The sequence below is a fragment of the Novosphingobium tardum genome, assembly GCF_042652045.1.
GTDB lineage: Bacteria > Pseudomonadota > Alphaproteobacteria > Sphingomonadales > Sphingomonadaceae > Novosphingobium > Novosphingobium tardum.
Map to the genome: position 1 here is coordinate 220,194 of NZ_JBHSDR010000008.1, position 23,390 is coordinate 243,583.

General features: G+C 63.9%; 15 protein-coding genes and 1 pseudogene. 3 read left to right on the forward strand and 13 right to left on the reverse strand.

The window, feature by feature from the left end:
- Together ACFO0A_RS14980 and ACFO0A_RS14985 are read right to left on the reverse strand one after the other, a co-directional pair.
- Complete coding sequence (locus ACFO0A_RS14980; RefSeq protein WP_379539944.1) at positions 1 to 1,827, reverse strand: DUF8034 domain-containing protein; 1,827 nt, start codon at positions 1,825 to 1,827, stop codon at positions 1 to 3.
- Complete coding sequence (locus tag ACFO0A_RS14985; RefSeq protein ID WP_379539945.1) at positions 1,824 to 3,140, reverse strand: MFS transporter; 1,317 nt, start codon at positions 3,138 to 3,140, stop codon at positions 1,824 to 1,826. Before ACFO0A_RS14985 ends, ACFO0A_RS14980 begins: the two co-directional genes overlap by 4 nt.
- A 274-nt stretch (positions 3,141 to 3,414) precedes the next feature.
- Here ACFO0A_RS14985 and ACFO0A_RS14990 point away from each other — a divergent pair, with 274 nt between their 5' ends.
- On the forward strand, positions 3,415 to 6,222 hold the full coding sequence (locus tag ACFO0A_RS14990) for a TonB-dependent receptor (protein WP_379539947.1): 2,808 nt from the start codon (positions 3,415 to 3,417) through the stop codon (positions 6,220 to 6,222).
- 63 nt (positions 6,223 to 6,285) lie between these two features.
- Positions 6,286 to 7,836, forward strand: a complete 1,551-nt coding sequence (locus tag ACFO0A_RS14995; protein WP_379539949.1) for an aldehyde dehydrogenase (NADP(+)) — start codon at positions 6,286 to 6,288, stop codon at positions 7,834 to 7,836.
- A gap of 367 nt (positions 7,837 to 8,203) precedes the next feature.
- Here ACFO0A_RS14995 and ACFO0A_RS15000 read toward each other — a convergent pair whose 3' ends face one another.
- From ACFO0A_RS15000 to ACFO0A_RS15040, 9 genes are all read right to left on the reverse strand, one after another.
- On the reverse strand, positions 8,204 to 9,208 hold the full coding sequence (locus tag ACFO0A_RS15000; RefSeq protein ID WP_379539951.1) for a zinc-dependent alcohol dehydrogenase family protein: 1,005 nt from the start codon (positions 9,206 to 9,208) through the stop codon (positions 8,204 to 8,206).
- A gap of 430 nt (positions 9,209 to 9,638) precedes the next feature.
- Entirely contained in the window at positions 9,639 to 10,427 is a 789-nt protein-coding gene (gene cobA / locus ACFO0A_RS15005) for a uroporphyrinogen-III C-methyltransferase (RefSeq protein ID WP_379539953.1), read from the reverse strand.
- Positions 10,420 to 13,020, reverse strand: coding sequence for a molybdopterin-dependent oxidoreductase (locus ACFO0A_RS15010; RefSeq protein ID WP_379539954.1), 2,601 nt, complete (start codon positions 13,018 to 13,020; stop codon positions 10,420 to 10,422). The genes cobA and ACFO0A_RS15010 overlap by 8 nt, the downstream gene beginning before the upstream one ends.
- Positions 13,020 to 13,385: a nitrite reductase small subunit NirD gene (gene nirD, locus ACFO0A_RS15015; protein ID WP_379539955.1), complete on the reverse strand. Its 366-nt coding sequence runs from the start codon at positions 13,383 to 13,385 to the stop codon at positions 13,020 to 13,022. The genes ACFO0A_RS15010 and nirD overlap by 1 nt, the downstream gene beginning before the upstream one ends.
- Positions 13,382 to 15,868, reverse strand: a complete 2,487-nt coding sequence (gene nirB / locus ACFO0A_RS15020; RefSeq protein ID WP_379539956.1) for a nitrite reductase large subunit NirB — start codon at positions 15,866 to 15,868, stop codon at positions 13,382 to 13,384. Before nirB ends, nirD begins: the two co-directional genes overlap by 4 nt.
- Positions 15,868 to 17,070, reverse strand: coding sequence for an alginate export family protein (locus ACFO0A_RS15025; RefSeq protein WP_379540024.1), 1,203 nt, complete (start codon positions 17,068 to 17,070; stop codon positions 15,868 to 15,870). Before ACFO0A_RS15025 ends, nirB begins: the two co-directional genes overlap by 1 nt.
- A 2-nt stretch (positions 17,071 to 17,072) precedes the next feature.
- Entirely contained in the window at positions 17,073 to 18,311 is a 1,239-nt protein-coding gene (locus tag ACFO0A_RS15030; RefSeq protein WP_379539957.1) for a nitrate/nitrite transporter, read from the reverse strand.
- A gap of 239 nt (positions 18,312 to 18,550) precedes the next feature.
- Positions 18,551 to 19,756 (reverse strand): ABC transporter substrate-binding protein, encoded by a 1,206-nt coding sequence (locus tag ACFO0A_RS15035; RefSeq protein ID WP_379539958.1) that lies wholly within the window; start codon positions 19,754 to 19,756, stop codon positions 18,551 to 18,553.
- Positions 19,753 to 20,334 (reverse strand): ANTAR domain-containing response regulator, encoded by a 582-nt coding sequence (locus ACFO0A_RS15040; protein ID WP_379540026.1) that lies wholly within the window; start codon positions 20,332 to 20,334, stop codon positions 19,753 to 19,755. Before ACFO0A_RS15040 ends, ACFO0A_RS15035 begins: the two co-directional genes overlap by 4 nt.
- Before the next feature lie 118 nt (positions 20,335 to 20,452).
- On the opposite strand from ACFO0A_RS15040, the pseudogene ACFO0A_RS15045 reads away from it, so the two are divergent.
- Positions 20,453 to 20,842 (forward strand): annotated as a pseudogene (locus ACFO0A_RS15045) (site-specific integrase); the annotation flags it as partial.
- Positions 20,843 to 21,345: 503 nt separating this feature from the next.
- Here ACFO0A_RS15045 and ACFO0A_RS15050 read toward each other — a convergent pair.
- Both ACFO0A_RS15050 and ACFO0A_RS15055 read right to left on the reverse strand, forming a co-directional pair.
- Positions 21,346 to 21,726 (reverse strand): response regulator, encoded by a 381-nt coding sequence (locus ACFO0A_RS15050; protein ID WP_379539960.1) that lies wholly within the window; start codon positions 21,724 to 21,726, stop codon positions 21,346 to 21,348.
- Entirely contained in the window at positions 21,723 to 23,204 is a 1,482-nt protein-coding gene (locus tag ACFO0A_RS15055) for a sensor histidine kinase (protein WP_379539961.1), read from the reverse strand. The genes ACFO0A_RS15050 and ACFO0A_RS15055 overlap by 4 nt, the downstream gene beginning before the upstream one ends.
- Positions 23,205 to 23,390 lie beyond the last annotated feature (186 nt).

The window sequence follows — 23,390 nt, forward strand, 5'->3', positions numbered from 1 at the left end:
TTAGCGATCCCAGGGAAACGACAAGGTCGGCCGGTTGGCGTATCGATTCATCGCCAGCTTCAGGCGCGCTCCAGACCGGGGCGCGAGGTGAACGGTGAAGTCGCGGCCCCCAACTGGCTGCGCCCTCCCATTAACTTCAACGCTGTCGATGCGATGCTCGGCATAGGATCCGCCCTGGACGATGACCGTGCGCGGGGCTGCGCCGATGTTCACGAGGGTCACCTCGGTAGCGCGGTCGCCTAATCCGTGAACGAGTGCCGCGACTTCGTCGGGCACGCCAGCACGGCGCTTGGCCGGGTCGAAATAGCGCAAGCGGCAGTGCAGCGGCACACCGCCCTGCGGCGGACTCGTCTTCGACCAGGGCGGCCGGGCAATATGGAGACCGCCGGTCATCGTCTGCACTAGCGCGGTAGCGCTGGCCGGATTGATATCGAGCGTCCAGTCGGCCAGCCGCGTCGCCGGCGTCGTGGGGTCGGCGCGTTGCCTCGACTCGCGATCCGCAACGTTGGCGAGGTCGGCCTCCAATGCGGTCTCGGGGAATGCCGGATTCGTGCCCTCGAGGAATGCGATCCACGGATCCTCGCCGGCAAGCGCCCGGTCGGCGGGATCCTGCGTCGCATACCAGATCTCGAACCCGTTGGCGCGGTATGTTCCCGGTTTCCAGTCATACCAGCCGTCGGGGCCGTACATCGTCGGAGCCGAAAACCGGCCGTCAATCATCTTCGCCCGGGCGTTGATCTCCGCGTTCTGCCGACGCCAGAGGTGAAGGTAATCGAGGTCTCCCGTCAGCAGCAGCGCATTGAAGAACGCGGTGATCGATCGGGGCACGCGGTTGCGACTTTCGCGCTGGCCGGTTTGCGGGACGACCGGCGCGAAGTTCCAGCCGTAGACTCCGCCCCACCAGTCCGGTGCCGTCCGGCCGTCGAGCCCGACCTTGCTGGGCAAGATCCCCCCGTTGGCGTGCGCGCGTTCAGCCCAGGCGTCGATGTAGTCGAGCGCCCAGCTGCGGAACCGTTCGCCCGCGCCCAGCGCATATGCGTTGAGCCCAAGCGTGGTGGCCTGAAGGTTGAGCGGATTGTCGCCGACGACATCGGTATATTCCGCATAATGCGCAAGGAACTGGCTATAGCCGTCCTCGCCGTGTTCGAGATGGAAAGGTCGCGCGTCGAACGGGTCGCCCGCCCAGTCGAGCGGCGTCGCGGCGCGCAGCATCGGTCCCCTGCTGCCGTTGAGCAGACTTCTGACAATCCGCCGCTGGGGATCATAGTTCGAGGCCGAAGGGTCACGGCCGGTATAAAGATCGGCATACCGCCGCGTGCGCCCGATCAGGCGTGGGTCACGCGGTGCAGAAAGCCCCATGACATTGAACGTCGTCAGCCCCTCGGCATTGTGCTGCCAATCCATCTGAACCGGAAATTCGCGGTGGTACATGCCCTGTCGTGCGATCGGGACGGCACGCGTCCGCACCCGGGTATATTGCCGCAAGTGTCCTTCCCAAAAGCGCTGCGCCAGCGTCAGCAGGCGGTCGCTCCCGCCAAGCGCGTGGAGGATCACCCAGTCGTTGGTGAACTCGGCGGCATCGTCCGGCCCGTCGTTGGCCCCCCAGCGCGGGAATGCCAGCAGCTCGTCGTCATTGCCGACATACTTTGCGAAGAACGCTTCGCATGCCCCGGCGTTGGCCGCGAGCAGTCGGCGCTGGAGGAGTGCCCAGCGCGGCGGGACGAGCGGCGTCGAGATCGCGATTGGCGCGGGACGGGGCCGCGCCAGCGCCGGTGCCGCCGCAAGCGCCGCGCCACCTGCAAGAACGGTTCGCCTGTTGAACCTCACGCCGGGAGTTCCAGGCGCCTTATCGGCCCGACTATCACGGTCATTGCGATGATCGTGATCACGCAGTGAAGCGCAACATATGCCAGCGCCAGATCGAAGCTTCCCGTGGTTCCCACGATGTACCCCACCACGATCGGCGTCACGATCCCTGCAGTGTTGCCGAACATGTTGAAGACGCCTGCGGACAGGCCGGCGAGCCGCTTGGGCGCTACGTCGGCCATGATCGCCCAGCCCAGCGAGGCGACGCCCTTGCCAAAGAACGCGAGCGACATTGCCGCGATCACTAGCCATTCCGCCTCGAGCCAGACGCATGTGACGATCATCGTCGCCAGGACCATGCCCGCGACGAAGGGGATTTTGCGCGCCCGGTCGAGGCTGCCGCTTCGCTTCAGGATCAGGTCGGACGCGAAGCCTCCCGCCAACCCGCCGACGAAACCGCACGCTGCGGGCGCGGCGGCCGCGATCCCCGCCTCAAGTATGTTCAGCCCCCGCTCCTTCACCAAGTAGATCGGGAACCACGTGACGAAGAAATAAGTCAGGACGTTGATGCAGTATTGGGCAAGGTAGATGCCCAGCATCATCCTGCTGGTCAGCAGCGGACGCACGTTGGCCCAGGTGAAGCGCGGCCCCTCATGCGAATTTGCCTCCATGGTGACGAGTCCGCCTCCGTCGCGAATCACGGCGCGCTCCCCCTCGTTTATCGAGGGATGGCGGTCGGGGCCGTGAATGTAGAGAAGGAACATCGCTGCCGCGACGACACCGATGCCGCCCATCACCCAGAAGACCGAGCGCCAGCCGTAATCATGCGCCAGCCAGCCCATCAGCGGCGCGAACACGACAAGCGAAAAGTACTGCGCGCTGTTGAAGATCGCCGTCGCCGTTCCGCGCTCGGGCCCCGGAAACCAGGCGGCGACCAACCGCGAATTGCCCGGGAACGACGGCGCCTCGGCAAGGCCCACAAGGAAGCGCAGGGCAAACAGCGTAGCGGCGGCGGACAGGCCCGTTATCAGCCCGACAAATCCTTGGCTGAAAGTGAATACCGACCACAGCGCGATGGCGGCCGCATAAACCCGCTTGGTTCCGAAGCGATCGAGCAGCAATCCTCCGGGAACCTGCGCCAGCACATAGGCCCAGGCAAATGCCGACAGGATGAAGCCGGTCTGGATCGCCGACAGTCCGAGTTCGCCGCTCGCCGCCTCGCCCGCGATCGAGAAGGTCGCCCGGTCGGCGTAATTAAGCGTTGTGATCAGGAAGATCAGGGCGATGATCCGGTAACGGATCCGGGTCGGCCTTACGCCGGCGTTCATGGGCATCCTCGGTTCTTTTCCGCTCGTCACGAGCGCGCGCGGTTGCGGTCGGTGCTACCCCAACCCGCTGGGGCGGTCCAAGGCGAAGAATGGGATGATCCAGCCAATAGCGGACTAGATGAAGCTCGCGGAGCACGCTTCGCGGCGCGATCGGTGCGCGTAATGCATCGGTCCATGCCGTATTCGGATTGGCCTTGCCTGCGGCCCACGGACTAAGGACCCGCTGACACCGGTGGCACGAATAATCAGCCGGCGATCCAATGGGGAGAGGAAATTGGCAATGGCTGGACTTGCAATTGCGCGGCTGAAGGCTTCGCTGGAAATTGGCGTTGCGTCGCTGGCAATGATCGCCGCTCCTGCGCTGGCGCAGGAGCAGTCCGCTGCCGCCGCACCTTCGGCCGATGCCGAAGCCGCCGCCGACGCTGAAACGCCAATCGTCGTCACCGGCTTTCGCGAAAGCCTGTCGAGCGCGCTCAACATCAAGCGCAACGAGACATCGGCGGTCGACGCGATCAAGGCCGAGGACATTGCGGAATTTCCGGACCTTAACCTGGCGGAATCGCTGCAGCGTATCCCGGGCGTCGCCATCAGCCGCGTGAACGGCGAAGGGCGCAATATCTCTGTTCGCGGACTTGGCCCCGAATACACCCGCGTCCGCATCAACGGGATGGAGGCCATCGGCACCACCGGCGGCACCGACAACTCGGGCGGCGTCAACCGAGGTCGCGGCTTCGACTTCAACATCTTCTCGTCGGACCTCTTCAACAGCCTCGCTGTGCGCAAGACCGCCACGGCCGACGTCGAGGAAGGGTCGCTGGGTGCAACCGTCGACCTCACGATCTCGCGCCCGTTCGATTTCAAGAAGCCGACCGCGACGGTCTCCGTCCAAGGCAGCTACAACGATCTCGCGCGCAAGGTCACGCCGCGCATTTCAGGGCTCGTCACCAAGTCGAACGACGACGAGACCTTCGGCGTGTTGCTGTCAATGGCCTACGAGGAACGCCGCCTGGTCGAGGAAGGAGCGAACATCACGCGCTGGACCTACGGCGGGTTCAACGGCGGGTTCAACGCCGCCTCTACCCTGCCCGGCTATACCATCGCGCAGATCAACAACACCAACACGGCCACGGCGCTGTTCCACCCGCGCATCCCCGGTCTGGTCAGCTACGATATCCGCCAGAAGCGGCTAGGTGCCGCGGCGTCGATCCAGTTCCGTCCCACAGACAGCACGCTGATTTCGCTCGACGGACTCTATTCGCGGCTCGACGGGACGCGCGCCGAGGCACAGTTCCAGGCCATCAGCTTCAGCCGCTCGGGAAGCGGCAAGCCGCAGACGATCATCCGCAACGGCACCGTCGACTCCGACAACAACATCATCAGCGGCACGTTCGACAACGTCGACCTGCGCGTCCAGTCGCGCTTTGACAAGCTCGTCACCGACTTCTACGAACTGACCGCGAACCTCGAGCAAAAGTTCGGCGATCGGCTGAAACTCGTGGCGCTCACCGGCTATTCCAATTCGGCGTTCAAGAACCCGATCCAGACCACTGTCACGCTCGACGCGGCCAACACTCCCAATTTCCAGTACGATTTTTCCAGCCGCTTCCCGGCCCTGCGCCCTGGCGTCGACATCACCAATCCGGCATCGTTCGCATTCACCAACGGAACGTCGGAAGTCCGCATCCGTCCGCAGACGGTCGACAACGCGTTCACGACTGCCAAGGCGTTCCTCGAGTTCGAGGCGACCGACGCGCTCAAGCTGAAGGCAGGAGTCGACTGGCGCAAATTTACCTATGAGTCGACCGAAATGCGCCGTCTCCAGGGAGAGACCGTCGTCCAGACGCTCACTGCCGCGCAGATCGCGGCAGCAGTGAAGCAGTTCGACGGCTTCGGCCGCGGGCTCAACTTGCCGGCGGGTACGCCCACCGGCTGGGTCGTCCCCGACCTTGCCAAGTTCGCCGACCTTTACGGCATCTACAGCAGCCCGCTCTACGCGATTGGGGGCATCGCGAACGCCACTGCGCGCGGATCGTTCATCACGGTCGAGGAAAAGGACCTCGGCGCATGGGGCATGGCCGAATTCGACCTCAAGGACATGGGCTTGCCGGTCCGCGGCGACGCCGGCTTGCGCTGGGTCCGCACGATGCAGGATTCGACCGGCTTTGCGAGCCAGGGTTCGACGATCAACCTCGTCGAAGCAAAGCGCAAATACGACAACTTCCTGCCCTCGGCGAACGTTGTCATCGACGTGACCGACGAGTTGCTTGTTCGCCTTGCCGCGGCCAAAACGCTGGCCCGTGCCGGAATCGCCTCGCTGACGCCGGGCGGCAACCTCAACGTGTCGGGCGGCAACCGGACGTTCAGCTCGGGCAACCCTGACCTCAAGCCGACCAAGTCGAACAATCTCGATGCGTCGATCGAATGGTATCCCAGCCGCGGCGCGATCTATGCCGTCGCCGGCTTCTACAAGGATATCGGCACTTTCGTGCAGAGCCTCAGCGTTTCGGTCCCCTTCTCCGACCTGGGCCTGCCCGCATCGCTTCTCACCGGCACAACGGCCTCGCCGACCGATGTGTTCATCGTCAGCCAGCCGGTCAATTCGAGCGGCGGCAAGCTCAAGGGCTTCGAGATCAACGTCCAGCAGCCCTTCAGCTTCCTGCCGGGCGTGCTCTCCAACTTCGGCGTGCTGGCGAACTACACTTACGTGAAGTCCGACATCAAATACCTGACCGCCGCCAACGGCAGCTCGTTCGTTACCGCGCCGCTCGTCGGGCTGTCGAAGCACGCCGCCAACGGCACGCTCTACTATGAGGACGAGAAGTTCTCGATCCGGGGTTCGGTTGCTTACCGGTCAAAGTACCTAACCGCGGTGCCGGGCACCGAGGGCAATGCCTACAATGGCACCAACAGCACGATCAATATCGACGCCCAGGTCTCTTACACGGTTAACGACCACCTCAAGCTTAGCCTCGAGGGAATCAACCTGACCGACGAGAAGAACGACCAGTTCGTGGATGAGACCAACCGCCTGAACGTGCTTACTCACAGCGGGCGGCAGATCAACTTCGGAGCCAAGTTCACCTTCTGAGGCGGAGCCCCGAATTGGCCAGGGCAGGAAGATCCTCTCCCTGGCCAGGAATACGGAGATTACATGATCGACGGCATAATCCTCGTCGGTGGCGTGGAACGAAGGTCCGAAACGACTTTCCGGGGGTTCAATCCCGCCACCGGCACCGCCGTCGGTCCGGCGTTTTCCGAGGCATCCGCCCAGGATGTCGCCGACGCGTGCGCGTGTGCTGCAGAGTGTGCCGAGGCATTCGCCAACTCCACACCCGCGCAGAGGAGCGCATTCCTCGATGCCGTGGGCGAAGATATCCAGGCGTTGGGCGACGTGCTCATCGAGACCGCGATGGCTGAATCCGGACTTCCCCGGGCTCGCCTGGAGGGAGAGCGGATCCGAACGGTGAACCAGCTTGGAATGTTCGCCGCCGAGATCCGCGAGGGCGTCTGGCTCGACATCGCGATCGACCGCGCCCTTCCGGAGCGGGCGCCGCCGCGCCCCGATCTTCGCCGCCTTAACGTCCCGCTCGGACCTGTCGCGGTCTTCGGCGCGTCGAATTTCCCGCTCGCCTTCTCGGTTGCGGGGGGCGACACGGCATCTGCGCTGGCCGCCGGCTGTCCTGTGGTTGTGAAGGGACATCCTGCGCATCCCGGCACGGGCGAGCTGGTGGCGCGTGCTGTTGCGGCCGCGGTCGCGCGCTGCCAGCTGCCCAAGGGCGTCTTCTCCTATCTCCCCGGACGGTCCAATGAGCTGGGGGCGGCGCTGGTCGCCGATCCCCGGATCAAGGCCGTCGGCTTCACCGGATCGCGCGGAGGCGGCCTTGCCCTCGTCGCCATCGCGCAACAGCGGGCGGAGCCGATCCCCGTCTATGCCGAGATGTCCAGCGTCAATCCGGTTGTCCTCATGCCGCAGGCGCTGGAGGATGACGCGGAAGCGCTCGGCAGGGGCTTCGCGGGATCGCTTACGCTTGGCGCGGGCCAGTTTTGCACGAATCCCGGGCTGGTCTTCGCAGTCGAAGCACCAGGCCTCGACCGCTTTATCAGCAAGGCCTCTTCCGCGATTTCAGAGACGCCGCCGGCTGTCATGCTGAGCGCGGGCATCCACGAGGCTTACCGGACCGGCGTTGCTACGCGCGAGCAGTGCGGTGCGGCGCGCAAGTTGGCGAGCGGCACCGCGGGCGAAGGAGTTCGCGGGAGCGCCGCGCTGTTCGAAACGAGCGCGTCCGAATTTCTCGCCAACCCGCAACTGGCGCATGAATTGTTCGGGGCCGCTTCGCTTGTCGTCCGCTGCGACGACCTTGGCGAATTGGCCGCCGCGCTCCAGTCTCTCGAAGGGCAGCTTACCGCGACGATCCACCTGCGCGCAGGGGACGAGCAACTCGCCCAGCCGATCGTCGCGGCCCTTCGCAACAAGGCTGGGCGGCTACTGGCGAACGGCTGGCCAACCGGGGTCGAGGTAAGCCGCGCGATGGTCCACGGCGGGCCTTTCCCGGCGACTTCCGACAGCCGCACGACTTCGGTAGGAACCTTGGCGATGGCTCGCTTCCTGCGTCCGATCTGCCTTCAGGATATGCCCGCAGCACTGCTGCCCCCTCCGGTGCGTGATGATAACCCGTGGTCGGTGCCGCAGCGTATCTCGTGAATGCTACGGCCCAACTAGGAAGCTGGGCGACCTGTGCGCGACGGGAGTCGCGACATGCGGTGTACGACTTCAACACCTCGCATCCGCCCGATCGCTCCCTCGCGCTTTTCATCGAGGACGCCCTTGAGCTCGGATTTGAACTCGAGACTTCCGTCCAAACGCATCAAACCACTGTGTAAGGTTGCGTGGAAGACGGATCGATTACTGACAGCTCAGGCGCACCCGAACCGCCATCTGATTAATGATTATTTGACGTCAGCTCCGCGCTCGAGCCTCGTGTCCGTTTTCCACCGCGTCCTGGACGCTTGGGCATCCGGTAGCGAGGCCTAAGAGCGGACCGGCCGCAAGCGCCCGGTGCCCATCGACGTCAGGGAATAAGCACCGCGGCACCCTGCAATTTTCCCTCACGAAGGTCGCGCAACGCCTGGTTTGCCTCTTCAAGCGGGTATTGGGTCGTGTGCGTCCTGATGCAACTGATGTGCTCGGCTGTCATAAAACCTCTTCCATCTTCACGCGTGAGGTTTGCAATGGACTTGATGCTTCGCTCACCCCATAGATCAGCATAGGGAAAAGACGGAATGTCGCTCATGTGAATCCCGGCACAGATGATGCAACCCCCTTTGCGGACGGCTCTTAGCGCTGCGGGCACAAGAGCGCCCACAGGGGCAAAAACGATCGCGGCATCGAGCTCTACCGGTGGTTTCGCAAGGCTTGAATCGGCCCATTCGCAGCCGAGCTTGAGAGCAAATTCCTGAGAGGCTCTGTCGTCTTCGCGCGTGAATGCAAAAACGCGGCAGCCATCGGCCAATGCCACTTGAGCAAGGATGTGTGCCGCTGCACCGAAACCATAAAGTCCAAGCCGCTTCGCATTCCCCGTCATGCGGTATGCACGCCATCCGATCAGTCCGGCGCAAAGCAGGGGAGCGGCTTCTGGATCGCCAATTGTGCCTGGCAAAGGAAAACAGAACTGCGCGTCAGCAATCATGTGCGTGGCATAGCCGCCGTCACGGGTCGCGCCGGTAAAGATCGGCGTATCGCATAGGTTCTCGCGCCCGGCCCGGCAGTAGGGACACGTCCCGCACGTGCGGCCCAGCCAGGGCACGCCGATCCGCTCACCAACGGAAAGCTCTTGAACCCCCTTGCCGACGTCGATGACTTCCCCAACGATCTCGTGGCCTGGCACGATTGGGTATCTGGCAGGGATCTCGCCATCGACCACGTGAAGGTCGGTTCGGCATACGCCGCAGGCGCGCACCTTAACGAGCACTTCGCCCCGGCCTGGTCGAGGAATGCGTTGCTGTTCGCGGCGCAGATCACCGCCAGGCAGATCGCAGACCATCGCCCAGCATGCTTCGCTATCGTCAATGGGCAAGGGTTGTTTCTCCTCTCGCACTAACGAGCGCATCATAACACGATCCGCGTGTCGGTGGTTCGGATTGCTCCGCCACCACAGCCTGCCTCCCAAGGTGCCCGCCCTTGCATCGACGGATCATGTTGTGAGTAGCACGTAACATTTCTGCCTGGCCGGAATGGCCTAGACGGAAACGGACCTTTCGGCCGTTTTGGGCCGTGTGAAGAATGTCGGCTTCTGGTCGTCGAGATGTTCAATGCAGACATCGGTCGATCAACGATCGAGAGGTTAGAGCTCGAGTATGAGTGTTTGAGCGGGAACGTGAATTCTTGGGGCACAGCGGCCGCGCTGTGAGGAAGGGCATTGCACCGCAATTAAGGTCACACAATCCGAACCCTGATCAATAGTTCGACATAGGCTCAAACATCAAATTGCCGCTGCACGGACAAGATCAGGTCGGCGTCGTTCTGTCGAGCAAGGAGCCATTCGGGAATTCCGTGACAGAATGGTTCCGCAGTGCCACCGCATCGCCGACCAAGATGAGCGTGGGCAGTCCGCGCGCGAATACAGCCGTGGCCAGCGACAGGAGATCGAGCCGCGTGTGGAGGAATTGTTCGTCGGCAAGGCTGACGTTGCACGCGATCAATACCGGTGTAGCACCTGACAGTCCTGCTTCACAAAGCCGCGCGCCGATTTCGCCTGCGGCTTCGCGCCCCATGTAGAACGCCAGCGTCGAACGCCCATCGGCGAGTGCCTTCCAGTCGAGATCAAGAGGGTCACCCTGACGGCTTTGAGCGGTGACGAATTGAACACGCCGGGCAACGCAGCGCAGCGACAGTGAGATACCCGCTGATGCCGCTGCCGCGCTCGCAGCAGTGATCCCGGGGCAGATGCAGGCGGCAATGCCGGCCTCGTGCAGAGCTTCCATCTCTTCCATCGCCCGGCCAAACATTGCCGGGTCGCCGCCCTTCAGCCGAACGACATTGCGGCCCGCGCGGGCCGCTTCAACGATCAGAACGTTGATCTGCTGCTGGTTCATGGAATGGCGACCCGCGCGTTTGCCAACGCAGACCAACTCGGCCTGGGGGGCGAGGTCAAGAATCCTGGGACCAACCAACGCATCGTAAAACACGATATCAGCGCTGGTTAGCAGCCGCTCGGCTTTGCGGGTGAGGAGATCGGGATCTCCGGGTCCTGCTCCGACCAGCCAGACCGGCGCAGCCGTGCGTGATTCAGGCATGTGTCACCTCCTTGGCCGCGCTTGCCAGCAACCCAGCCAGCGCGGGTCGGCATGAGCCGCAATTAGTACCGGCGCCCAGCACCGCACCGATGGAGGCGACGTCCACAAGTCCGTGATCGGCGATTGCCGAGACGATGGTGTTGATCCCGATGTTGAAGCAGGCACAGACAATTGCCCCGCGATCGACCTGATGGCCCGAGGGACGGCCGGCGAGCACGGCGGCGCCAGTATCTAGGCCAAGCTGTTCGATCAGCCAGTCGCGGGTGGGCAGCGCTACAGACTTCGAGAGGAACAGCGCAGCGACCAGACGGCCATCGCGAAGCACTGCGATGCGGCGCGTTCCCCGCGCGTCGTCGCTAGCCTCTATACGCTCGCCCTTGGGCAGGCAGCGTTCGAGACGGGCGAAGTCCCCCGATCCCGCTAGCTCCCATAGGGCCCCATTCGGCACCGCGATCCGCGTTGACCATTCGCACCGCGGTCGGGCGGCAGGCTCGCCTTGAGTGATCAAGAAGCCACGCCACTCGAGGGCAACCCGCTTGATCCGCGCGGGTGTCGACTTGAAGCCTGGCTGGCCCGAATAGGGATCGGTCAGTGCTCTCGCCAGCAGACCGGTGCGCCCGCCGGTCGATTGCTGGTCCGTCCAGTGGATCGGGGTGAACAGGTCACCGACGCGCTGGTTGTCGCTGATCGCCACGCGGAACATGCTGGCGCCTTGCGGCGTGACCACCTCGGCAATGTCGCCGTCAATCAGTTCAAGATTCATAGCGTCGCGCGGGTTCATCTCAACCAACGGTTCCTCGCGGTGCCGAGCCAGCTTAGGGCTGATCCCGGATCTCGTCATCGTGTGCCACTGGTCACGGTAGCGCCCAGTATTGAGGTTCATTGGCCAATCGCGCAGCTTCTCCCCCAACTCCATCTGCGCGACAGCGACGATCCGCGCCCTACCGTCGGGCGTCGAAAAGCAAAGGTCGACGAATGGCGCCGGGTCCCACTGGAATGGCTCCATTGCATCGTAAGCAGCATCACTCATCGCCGCGTGCGCTCGCAAATCGAACCGCCGCGCGCCTTCGTTCTGGTAAGTCGAGAGACGGACATGCTCGCGCCAGATGTCCGCTGGGCGTTCGTAGGCAAAGGCTTGGCGCCAACCCATCCGCCGCGCCACTTCGGTGACAATCCACCAGTCCGGGCGAACCTGGCCGGGGAGCGGCAGGACCGCGCGCTGGCGGCTTACGCGACGTTCCGAATTGGTGACGGTGCCGTCTTTTTCGCCCCAGGCGGCAGCGGGCAGGCGGACGTGGGCATGGACGCTGGTGTCGGTTGTTTCCATGACGTCGGAGACGACGACGAACGGACAGGCGGCGAGCGCTTCCCGGACGCGGCCTGCGTCCGGCAAGGACACTGCCGGGTTGGTGGCCATGATCCACAGCGCCTTGATCCGGCCTTCGCCGACAGCGCGAAACAGATCGACCGCCTTGAGGCCCGGCTTCGTCGCAATCCGCTCTGCAGCCCAGAACCGGCTGACCCGGGCGACGTTTTCCGGCGAAAAGTCCATGTGCGAAGCCAGCGTCGAGGCCAGCCCGCCGACTTCGCGTCCGCCCATCGCGTTGGGTTGTCCCGTGATCGAGAACGGCGCCGCACCGGGCTTGCCGATCCGCCCCGAGGCAAGATGGACGTTGATGATCGCGTTGACCTGGTCAGTGCCCCGGATCGACTGGTTCACCCCTTGGCTGAACATCGTGACCGTGCGGGGATGCGCGACGAACATATCGTAGAAGCGGGCCAGATCGGCGGGTGCGAGGTCGCAGGCCCGCGCTACGCTCCACAGGTCCTGATCGTGTTCGAGCGATGTCCAGAAGTCATCGGGAACACTCACGCGATCCCGCAGGAACCCTTCGTCGAGAGCGCCTTGGCGCCGACAGTGCGCCAGCAGACCGTTCATCAGCGCCACATCGCTGCCAGGACGCAAGGCAAGATGGAGGTCGGCTTGCGCGCAAGTTTCGGTGCGGCGCGGATCGATCACCACGATTTTCGTCCCGCGCGCAGCGCGAGCCGCCAGCATCCGCTGGTAGAGGACGGGATGACACCAGGCGGTGTTGGAGCCGACAAGGACAATCAGGTCGGCGGCGTCGAGATCGGCATAGTTCGCCGGGACGACATCCTCGCCGAATGCGCGCAAGTGTCCAGATACCGCGCTTGACATGCATAGCCGCGAATTGGTGTCGATGTTGGCAGAGCCGATAAAGCCCTTCATCAGCTTGTTGGCGACATAGTAGTCTTCGGTCAGCAATTGGCCCGAGACATAGAACGCCACGCTTTCCGGACCATGGTTCGCCACGGCGTCGCGGAACCGGCGCGCGACGAGGTCGAGCGCCTTGTTCCAGCTGGCCTGCCGGTTGCCGATCATCGGGAGTAACAGCCGACCCTCAAGTCCAACCGTCTCGCCGAGGTGCGTGCCTTTCGAGCAAAGACGGCCCGCGTTGGCCGGATGCTCGGGATCGCCAGCGATCGCCAGGCCGCGCTCACCCTCGCGCGTTGCCAGGATGCCGCAGCCCACGCCGCAATAGGCACAGGTCGTGCGGACTGCTTGCGCCACTAGGCCGCTTTCGCTTCGGGACCGGACCCTCCGCGCGGTGCGATGGCGGCCGACCGCTGCAGGTAGATGCGCCCCGCATCGACCTTCAGTGGAATGGTGGGCACGCAGCCCTTGTCCTCACCCAACGCCTCGCCAGTTTTGAGCGAGATATTCCAGTTGTGCAGCGGGCAGGTCACGACGTTGCCGTGGACTATCCCTTGGCTAAGCGGACCGCTCTTGTGCGGGCAGGCGTTGACCAGCGCGTAGAAACGGTTGTCGAGCGTCCGGAAGATCGCGATCTCCTCGCCGCCCCGCACCGGCAAAGTGCGGGCATTTCCCGGCGGAATCTGACCCACCGGGCCGATATCGAGCCAATCGCCGATCACGACACAAGCTCCAGTCCAAGGGGACGGACTTCGCCCAGGTGCTGGTGCAACTCGCGCTCCTCGCCCGCCGCGCGTTTCGCCCAGGGATCGTCCTGCATGAATTGCTGTGAAAAGCGGAATGAAGCGGCATACCGGCGCATTGCTTCGGGATCGTCGAGCAGCCTGGCCTTGATGTGTTCAAGCCCGACGCGCTCGATCCACGGCGCGGTCCGCTCGAGGTAGCGGGCTTCCTCGCGGTAGAGCTGGATGAAGGCGGCGCAGGCGTCCAGAGCCTCGTCCTCGGTAGCGACTTTGCACAGCAGGTCGGTAGCGCGAACCTTTATCCCTCCGTTGCCGCCCACGTGCAGTTCGTAGCCGCTGTCCACGCAGACGATGCCGAAGTCCTTGATCGTCGCTTCCGCGCAGTTTCGCGGGCATCCGGAGACGGCGATCTTGAACTTGTGCGGCATCCAGCTTCCCCAGGTCATTTGTTCGATCTTCACGCCGAGCCCGGTCGAATCCTGGGTGCCGAAGCGACACCATTCAGATCCCACGCAGGTCTTCACCGTCCGTAGCGACTTGCCGTAGGCATGGCCGGAAACCATGCCCGCGGCACTGAGGTCGGCCCACACCGCCGGCAGGTCCTCCTTTCTGATACCGAAGATATCGAGACGCTGGCCCCCGGTTACCTTGACCATCGGCGCGTTGAATTTCTCCACCACATCCGCAATCGCCCTCAGTTCGCGCGGGTTGGTCAGGCCGCCCCACATCCGCGGGACGACCGAATAGGTCCCGTCCTTCTGAATGTTTGCGTGCATGCGTTCGTTGACAAAGCGGCTCTGCTGGTCGTCGACGTATTCGCCGGGCAGCGCGCACAGCAGGTAATAGTTGAGTGCCGGCCTGCAGCTTGAACAACCGTCGGGCGTGGACCAGTGAAGCTTCTGCATCACCTCGGGGATGGACTTCATCTCCTGGGCCACGATCTCGCGGCGCACGTCGTCGTGGCCGAAGGTGGTGCACTTGCAGATCGCGCGGGGGCCAGCCTGCACCTCGTCGCCGAGCGTCAGCGTGAGCAGGTTCTCGACCAGCCCGGTGCACGACCCGCAGCTTGCCGAAGCCTTGCACCCTGACCGGACTGCATCGAGGCTGTGCGCGCCTTTGGCGATGCACGAGACGACCTGGCCCTTGGAAACGCCGTTGCAACCGCAGATCTCGGCATCGTCCGAGAGCGCCGCAACGGCCGCCTTAGGGTCCGGCTGCCCCCCTCCCGAGGCATAGGCCTTGCCGAAGATCAGGGAATCGCGGACCTCGGCGATGCTGCCCCCTTTCCTCAGCAGGTCGTAATACCAGCTGCCGTCCGCCGTATCGCCATAGAGCACGGCGCCCACTACCCGGTCGTCGCGGATGACCACCCGCTTGTATATGCCGCGGCTTGCGTCGCGCAGGATGATATCCTCGGCCCCCTCGCCGCCCGAGAAGTCGCCGGCCGAGAAGACGTCGATGCCCGAGACCTTTAGCTTGGTCGAGGTGACGGAGCCGCGGTAAGCGGATGGCCGGTCGACGAGACCATCGGCAAGCGCGCGGCACATTTCCCAGAGCGGCGCGACAAGGCCGTAGACGTTGCCGTCGTGCTCCACGCATTCGCCAACGGCAAGAATTGCCGGATCGGACGTGACCAGGTGATCGTCGACCCTGATCCCGCGCCCGACATCGAGCCCGGCATCGCGAGCGAGCGCGACCGAGGGCCGGATGCCGGCGGCCATGACAACGAGGTCGGCGGGGATTTCTGTTCCATCCTTCAGCCTGACCGCCTCTACCCGCTCGCCGCCGACGATCTCTGACGTGTCCGCCCCGGTGAGGATGGTCTGGCCCCGCGCCTCGAGCGCCTGACGCAGCAGCCATGCGGCCGCTTCGTCGAGCTGCCGCTCCATCAATGTCGGCATGATGTGGAGCACGGTCACCTTCATTCCGCGAAGGCTCAGCCCATGCGCGGCCTCCAGGCCGAGCAGTCCGCCGCCGATAACGACGGCGGAACCCCCGCGTTGCGCCGCGTCGAGCATCTGTTCGACGTCGTTCATGTCTCGAAAGCCGATGACACCCGGCAGGTCCCTACCGGGTACCGGAATTATGAAGGGGTCCGAGCCGGTTGCGATCAGCAAGCGATCGTATTGCGTCACCAGTCCGCTGCGCGCGGTCACAGTTCGGGCCGCGCGGTCGATGGAAATTGCGGGATCGCCGCTCACCAGTGAAATGCCGTTGGCGGCATACCAGTCCTCGTCGTTGATGATGATTTCAGCAAAGCTCTTTTCGCCCGCCAGAACCGGCGAAAGCATGATCCGGTTGTAGTTCACCCGCGGCTCGGCGCCGAAGATGGTGATGCGGTAGCGCGCGGGATCGCGGGCGAGTAGTTCCTCGACCGCGCGGCATCCGGCCATGCCGTTGCCGATCACGACGAGGTGTTCGCGCGTGTCGTCGCGCCCAGGCACAATAGGCTGGTGTTCCATCAGATCGCCCAATCCAGTTGAAGCCACAGTTTCTGGGTGTCGGCGCCGAATGCCTTCGCGCGGTAATCGGCGTAGCGAAGGGAAACGAGGGTGCGGCGCACCTTCGCACTCGCCAACAGGTCGATCTCGTCGCCATATCGGCGCACGACCCGGTCGCTGTCGAAGCGGTGGTAGGCGGCCTGGACATTCACGGCCGACAAGGGGCCGAGCGTCTTCAGCGAGTAGCCCGCGCTGCCATACAGATCGCGGACGCCATCGGGGGGCGTCGTCAGGAACTTGTCCGCCCAGCCCTGAAACTTGAAGCCGGTAGCGAAAGGGGTCTGGAATGACGTGAGGGCGGTGCCGCCATCGGCGCCGAGAACTTCGTATCCCGCGCCGACCTTCGCCCGGCGCAGTTCGATCCCCAGATCAACGAGATAATAGTCGGCAGAGTAGCGGTTGGGGTTGCGGTGAAAGTCCGACTGGCGAGCGAAGCTCAGGGCGTATGACAATCGTGCCTTGCCCGCGGGATGGGCGCCTGCCAGGCGCAGGCCGTAGGTCTGGCTGGAGAGCCGGAAGCCCTGCACTTGCGCTTCGTCTTCGTCGACCAGGTACCCGAAGGTCGTGATCGTGCCGAGCGGGGTCGCATAGGCGACATTGCCGAACAGGTCGTCCCCATCGATCGCCTGGGGGCGCGCGCCGGTCCCGTCGACGCCCCAGATCGTGCGGACGCTGCGGGCGTAGGCCGCGTCGATCTTCAGTTTGGCGACTGGACTAATCTCGGCGCGGACCGCATCGAACGTCTGGCCGTTCTGGCGAAAGCCGACGCCGCCGACGAAGCGTTCATCGTCGAGCGCTATCCGTTGCCGCCCGGCGGTAACCACTATCGCCTCGGTGCGGTACTGGATCTGCGCCCGGTAAAGCGCCGCGTTTTGTGGATCGGCGACCAGAGGATAACCGGCCTTATAGTTGAGACCGTCGAAATAGTCGTCGGAGAGCGCCAAATTCCCCTGTCCCTCGACCAGCATCGACCACTTGCCGGACGTGGCGGAGACCCCCGCGCGGACCCTGACCGTCGCCGCGTCGGCATTGGCGGCCACGCCGTCCTGATCTACGAATTCGTAACGCATCCGGGCTTCGGCGAGAGGTTTCAGGGTAATCGTCTGGGCCGCGGCGGGACTGACCGCCGCGAGCCCGACGAACGATGCAAGGGCAAGGCGCACGGTCAGATCCGAACCGTGGCGGCAGCCGCCCAGAGGGAGCGCCACTTGCCCTTGACGAGCGTGAGGCCGCCCAAGGCCACGACAGTGAGCGCCGCGAAGATCAGGAAGCCGGGAGCGAAGCTGCCTGTCACCTGCTTTGCCAGGCCGAGCGAAAAGGCGAGGTAGAATCCGCCGACCCCGCCGGCCATCCCTACGAGCCCGGTCATCACCCCGATCTCCGCCGCAAAACGCTGAGGAACGAGCTGGAAAACCGCACCGTTACCGACTCCGAGCGCCAACATCGCGAGCATAAAGAACATGAGCGCTGCGCCGACGGACCCGGCCATGCTGACACCCGCCAAGACGATTGCGGCGACCGCGAAGACGCCGGTCAACGTCTTCACTCCACCGATCCGGTCGGCCAGCGCCCCGCCCATGGGGCGCACCAGCGATCCGGCGAAAACGCAGGCGGCGGTGCAATAGCCCGCCTGGATGGTGGTCAGGCCGAAACGGTCGGTGAAGTAGATCGGCAGCGACGCAGCCAGGCCGACGAAACCGCCGAACGTGACCGCGTAGAAACCCATCAGCCACCACGCGTCAGCAACCTTCAGCGGCTCGAAATATTGGGCGAGCGATTTTGCCGCCGGCGCGCCGGGGGGATCCTTGGCCATCGCCATGTAGGTTATGAAGACCAGCGTCAGCGGAACGCAGGCAAGGCCGAGTACCGCGTTCCAGCCGAACATTCGGGCCAGGGCGGGCGCAAAGAGCGCGGCAAGTACGGTTCCCGAATTGCCCATCCCGGCCAGTCCCATCGCCTTGCCCTGATGCTCGGGCGGGTACCACCGGCTGGCAAGCGGCAGCGCGATGGCAAAGCTGGCCCCCGCAAAACCAAGGATCACGCCAAGGACCAGCGTGCCGCCGAAGGTGTTCACGCCCAGTGTCCACGCTGAGAGCAAGCCGCCGATTACGATGAGCTGGCTGATCGCGCCCGACCGCTTGGGTCCGATGCGGTCCACCAACAGCCCGTTCACGACCCGCAGGATCGCGCCTGCCAGGGTCGGCGTCGCGACCATCAGCCCCTTTTCGGCGGGGCTGAGCGCGAGCGTCTTCGCGATCTCTGGCGCCAGCGGACCCAAAATGACCCAGACCATGAATGCCAAGTCGAAATAGAGAAACGCGGCGATCAGGGTCGGCGTATGGCCGCTTGCCCAGAAACTGCTCCGCGCCTCGGTTTTCTCTTCATTCCAGAATGCCGTCGCCATGTTGCCCTCCACGGGAAATGGACAAAGAAAAAGCCGCCAGGATGGCGGCCCTTCGGCTGCATCCTGGCGGCTTCGTTGCCTGTTGACGGCAAAGGCCATGACCGCTGCCGCACTCGCGGATGCCCCCCACGCTGGAGGCAGTTCGCGACTATTTCGTGTCCGGCATCCTTGCCAGACGAATCAAACTTGCATGATTCGCTGCATCTGCGCAACCCATCATTTCGCAGATGCAGCAAATTTTACGGAAGCGCCGCGAGGTATCCCGGAATGTCGCCCGGATCGAACTGGCGACCGTCGAAAAAGCGATCAGCGCCCAGGATCAGCCTGCCCTGCGCAGCGCCCACGCCGACCTGGCCCGAGATCGTCCCCTCGAGCTTCGAGCTTGCGCCGGGCAGGGTGGCAGACGAACCGGCAAGTGCCGAGCGGTAGATGTCGGGCCGAAAGACGCTTTCAGCCCGTTCGGCATCCTGCGCCGAAAAAGGCGTTCCGTCCCACCGCGTCATCTGGGAATAGAGCCAGGCCGCCTGGCTTCGCCAAGGGAAATTCGCCGCCTCGCGGTACTGGAACATGAAATCGGGATAAACCAGCGGCCCGGCGCCCTGCGCGACCCGAATGCGATCAGTGATTGCGCGCAGGATCGTCGCCGCCGGCGCGTGGAGGTACTCCGGCCGCGCGAGGATCGCTGCGTTCTCTTCAGCGGCGCCGGGCTCGACGAAGTGCGCCGCAGCGTCGTGCAGCGCGCGAACCAGCGCGAATACTTCGTCCGTTCGCTCTTCGAGCGCGGGTTGGCGCATCGCGAGAACTTTCTCGACACCGCGACGCCAGATCTGCGCGGTGGCCAGCGCAATTCGGCCCACCCCGCGATCAACCGCGATACTGTTCCACGGCTCGCCGACGCATATGCCGTCGACATCGCCCGCCGCCAGGGCATCGGCCGCAAAGGGGGGACTGGTGACGACAATCTCCACGTCCCGATCCGGACGGATGCCTACCGCGGCCAGCCAGTAGCGCAGCATGTAGTTGTGGCTCGAATAGCGGTGCACCACCCCGAACCGAAGCGGTTTGCCCGCCGCTGCACGGTCCGCCGCAACGCGCCGCAGCCGCTCGCCCAGCTCGGCAGGGTCGGCGAGCCTTTTGTCCAGTGCCGTCGCTTGGGCCAGCGCGATGGAAAAAGTCACTGCATTGCCGTTGAGGCCGAGCACGAAAGGTACTGCTAGGGGCGCGGCCGGCCGGCCCCGCCCCAGAGTCGTGGCAATCGCCAAAGGCGCGATCATGTGCGCGGCGTCGGTATGGCCGTAAAGCAGCCGGTCGAGCACGGTCGCCCAAGTCATGTCGCGCACCAGATCAAGCGTCAGCCCCTGTGCGGCTGCAAAACCCTGCTCGTGCGCGAGGATCGGGAGCGCGGCATCGACCAGCGGCAGGAAACCGATGCGCAGGCGGGTCATGGCAGGTCCCCCATCAGGGCATCGCTCGTGATAATGGCCTCCGCGATCTCGGCGATCCGCCGGTTTGACTGCATGGCATGGTTGCGGAGCAGGGCGTACGCTCCCGGTTCGTCGAGGCCGCGGCGTTTCATCAAGATCGCCTTGGCCCTGTCAACCGTCGTGCGTTCAGCCAGCGCGCTGCGCGCCTCGCGCAGTTCGTCCTGCAGTCGTGCGAATGCCTGAAACCGCCGAACGGCCAGATCCAGCACCGGCTTTATCCTGCCCTTGGCCAGCCCATCGACGATGTAGGCGGACACGCCCGCATCGACCGCCGCGGCCGTCGAATCGGCGTCGCTCTGGTCGACGAACATCGCGATGGGGCGCGAGAGCGCCCGGCTCATGGCGAAGAAGTCCTCGAGCACGTCTCGGCTCGGATTTTCGAGATTGACCAGCACCACTTCCGGCCGGGCCTGTTCAAGCTGTTCCAGCAGTGGCCCCGCCGCATCGATCACCGCGATGTCGGTTAGACCTGCGTCACGCAGTCCTTCCGAAATGATTGCCGCACGCGAGGTGCTGGTATCGATGATCGCGATCCGCATGGACCGACGATCTATGCTGCTTTGCAGCATGGCGCCAGAGGCAACGAGAGGTGGTCATTTTAATCGATTCTTGATAGCATCGTTGCTTGGCCGTGTGCCTGGTACTTAGCCAAACGACGTCGGCACCAATCGACCGCTCACCCAGAAGCGGATTTGGGCGATCCGCTTCCACCTCGATCGCGAGGGGCGTCTGCGGGACATGGCGCTTTTGGATCACGCGATCGACAGCAAGCTGCGTGGCTGTGATCTAGTCAAGATCAAGATCGGCGATGTCGTCGCTGGCCCGAACATTCGCAACCGCGCAATCGTTATCCATCAAAAGACCAACCGGCCCGTCCAATTCGAGCTGACAGCCGATGTCCGCGGGACTCTGGTCGCCTGGCTGGAGCGGCGTGGCGGCTCGGCAACTGAATATCTATTCCCGAGCAGCGTCGATCATCATGGTCATATTACCACTCGCCAGTATGCCCGCTTGGTCGATGAATGGGTGACAGCCATTGCCACACTGGTGACCATCTCCGCCTTCCAAGCCGGCACCCGAACTTTCGCCCACTGCGGAAGCTCCTTCAGCCCAGACCCGATCACTATTGGAAACGGGGAAGTGGGAGCAGAAGGCGCCTGAGCAGTATTGCTATACGTCCGACGAGCCCGAGGCGAAGCAGAAGTGCAACGTCGAGCGGGTCGACGAAAAGGGCGTATGGACGACCAGGGATCCCGACGGAAAGATCGCGACCGTTGAGCGGGTGAGGGGCCGATTGACTTATCTAGCATGCTAGCGATCGCGTCAGATAGCGGCCCGGCTGGTCGTTCGGACGCCGGCTTTGGGTTTGCGGCTTCGGCGGCTTGCTGAACGAAGGTCCGCTCTTTCATCTTGCCGCCCAGCCTCTAAGAGCTGGTAGACGGTAATCGACTCATTGCGGACACTACGGCTCCGTCCGATCAGCGCTCATTTTCGACTGTGCCGAGGGGCACCTGATAAGCCCGTGATCGCAGATTCATCTAGCTAATCGGCTAATGGCAGCCCTTGACTGAGTGGCCCGCGACCCGGGCTTGGGCGATCGCTCGCTCGATCTCGCCAAGGTTATAAGGCTTGGCAATCGTTGGCACCTCAGCGAATTCCGCAGGGTGAGTGGCCGCGCCATACCCGGTCGCGAACACGAAAGGGACTGCGCGCTCACGCAAGTTCGCGGCCAATTCGTAGCTTGTCTGGCCGTGCACGTTGACGTCCAGAATAGCGGCGTCGGGCGTGTGCGTTTCGAGAAGGTCTGCGGCTTGACCAAGTGTCGACGCGTAAGTGGGTAGAGCTCCGCCGTCGATCAGCAGGTCTTCTAGCGCGAGCGCAATGACCGGCTCGTCCTCCACCACAAGGATGTCGAGGCCGGTGATGCTCATGTGTCCGTCCGCGGAACCCGAGCGGTGACGGTGCACCGCAGGCCGTCTGGCTGGAACTCCATGCGCACATCGCCCCGGAGCTCGCTCGACATGCCGCGCTCGATCAAGCGCGTTCCAAAGCCGCGCCGTGACGGCGCTTCGACATGGGGCCCGTCGCTTTCCACCCAGGTCAGGCTCAAAAGCCTGTGCTCGGGCGTGTCAGCAACGGTCCAGCTGACCGTCACTCGGCCCTCGGAGACGGACAGCGCGCCGTACTTGATGGCGTTTGTGCTCAGCTCGTGAGTCATCATGGCCAAGGAGACGGCAGTCTGCGGCTGCAGCATGAGGGTGGGCCCACGGATGTCGACCCGATCCGCATCCACCCCGGCCGTCGCATCGACCGAGCGCCGCAGGACATCGCTCAACTCGGCTTGATCCCACTCATGTTCGGTGAGCAACGTATGCGCCGCCGCAAGCGCAATCAGCCGGGAATCAAACACCGCCTGCGCAGCTTCGGATTCCGGGACCCGCCGAAAGGTCTGCATCGCGAGACCCTGCACGATCGAGAGGGTGTTCTTTACCCTGTGATTGAGCTCGTTGATGAGCAGCTTTTGCCGATCTTCCGCGCGAACTTGCTCAGTGACGTCTTGCCCCTGGACAAAGACACCACTGACCACGCCATCGCTCGAGACGATGGGCTGGTAAATGAAGTCGAGATAATAGGGTTCGCCGGTTGCCTCCATCTTGCCGCTGTGGAGATAGACCAACGCACGGCGGCCGACGTAAGGCTTGCCGCTCGCCCGCACCTCGTCGAGCAGATCGATGAACCCTTGTTCGACGATTTCCGGCAGTGCCTCAGCGACACTCTTGCCGATTAGGTCCCGCTTGCCGACGAGCGTCCGGTACGCCTCGTTGGCGATCACGAAACGATGCTCAGAGCCGGTCAGAATAGCCACGAACCCAGGCGCTTGCTCGAACAGGGTTTTCAGCCGGTCCGATTCTTCCGCGAGGTCGCGATTGCGCGCCTGGATGGCGTTGGCCCGCTCGACCACGCCCATTTCATCACGCAACCGGCGCAAATTGTGCAGTTCGGTTACGTCGACCGTATGTTGCAGGATATGCGACGCCGCGCCGCCCTCTTGATGGAAGGGAGTATGCGTCGCGCTCCAGTACCGCTCGTCCATGCGCCCACCGGGCATCGCGATATCGTACCGGATGAGCGCGATTTCGTCCCGTTTCCCTGTGCTCAGGACTCTGTTCAAGGACTTTTGCAGCAACTTGTAGCTGTCGGATTCCGGCGGGCTTGGAAAAGCCTCGAAAATGCCTCGGCCGAGCAGGTCGTCCCGCTCTCGTGACGTCGCCCGGAGGTAGGCATCGTTCATCCATACGATGGCCAGGTTCGAATCCAGAAGCACATAGGGGTTGGGCGAGGCGGAAAATAATGCCTCGAAATCGGGCAGGGACGGCGAGGACCCTTTGGGTGCGAACGCGAGGGTCACGCAGCCCTAATGAAGAACGCGCCTTCGGGTGTCAAACCACCAACCGCAGATCCTTCCGGTCCACTGAGACGTCTCGTGCAGCGGGTAGTTAGGCGATTGGCTCGAGCGCGTTCGACAAGCGTCGCGAGCTCATGACTGCGTGGGCGTCTTTCTGCGCGAGCGGATGGGTCGATCAGCGATCTGCTG

What these genes read in the sequence shown, in the direction of transcription:
- ACFO0A_RS14985 (WP_379539945.1), bottom strand. Translation starts at nt 3,140, where the DNA reads ATGCCCATGAACGCCGGCGTAAGGCCGACCCGGATCCGTTACCGGATC.
- ACFO0A_RS14990 (WP_379539947.1), top strand. Translation starts at nt 3,415, where the DNA reads ATGGCTGGACTTGCAATTGCGCGGCTGAAGGCTTCGCTGGAAATTGGC.
- ACFO0A_RS14995 (WP_379539949.1), top strand. Translation starts at nt 6,286, where the DNA reads ATGATCGACGGCATAATCCTCGTCGGTGGCGTGGAACGAAGGTCCGAA.
- cobA (WP_379539953.1), bottom strand. Translation starts at nt 10,427, where the DNA reads ATGCCTGAATCACGCACGGCTGCGCCGGTCTGGCTGGTCGGAGCAGGA.
- nirB (WP_379539956.1), bottom strand. Translation starts at nt 15,868, where the DNA reads ATGGAACACCAGCCTATTGTGCCTGGGCGCGACGACACGCGCGAACAC.
- ACFO0A_RS15030 (WP_379539957.1), bottom strand. Translation starts at nt 18,311, where the DNA reads ATGGCGACGGCATTCTGGAATGAAGAGAAAACCGAGGCGCGGAGCAGT.
- ACFO0A_RS15035 (WP_379539958.1), bottom strand. Translation starts at nt 19,756, where the DNA reads ATGACCCGCCTGCGCATCGGTTTCCTGCCGCTGGTCGATGCCGCGCTC.
- ACFO0A_RS15040 (WP_379540026.1), bottom strand. Translation starts at nt 20,334, where the DNA reads ATGCGGATCGCGATCATCGATACCAGCACCTCGCGTGCGGCAATCATT.
- ACFO0A_RS15050 (WP_379539960.1), bottom strand. Translation starts at nt 21,726, where the DNA reads ATGAGCATCACCGGCCTCGACATCCTTGTGGTGGAGGACGAGCCGGTC.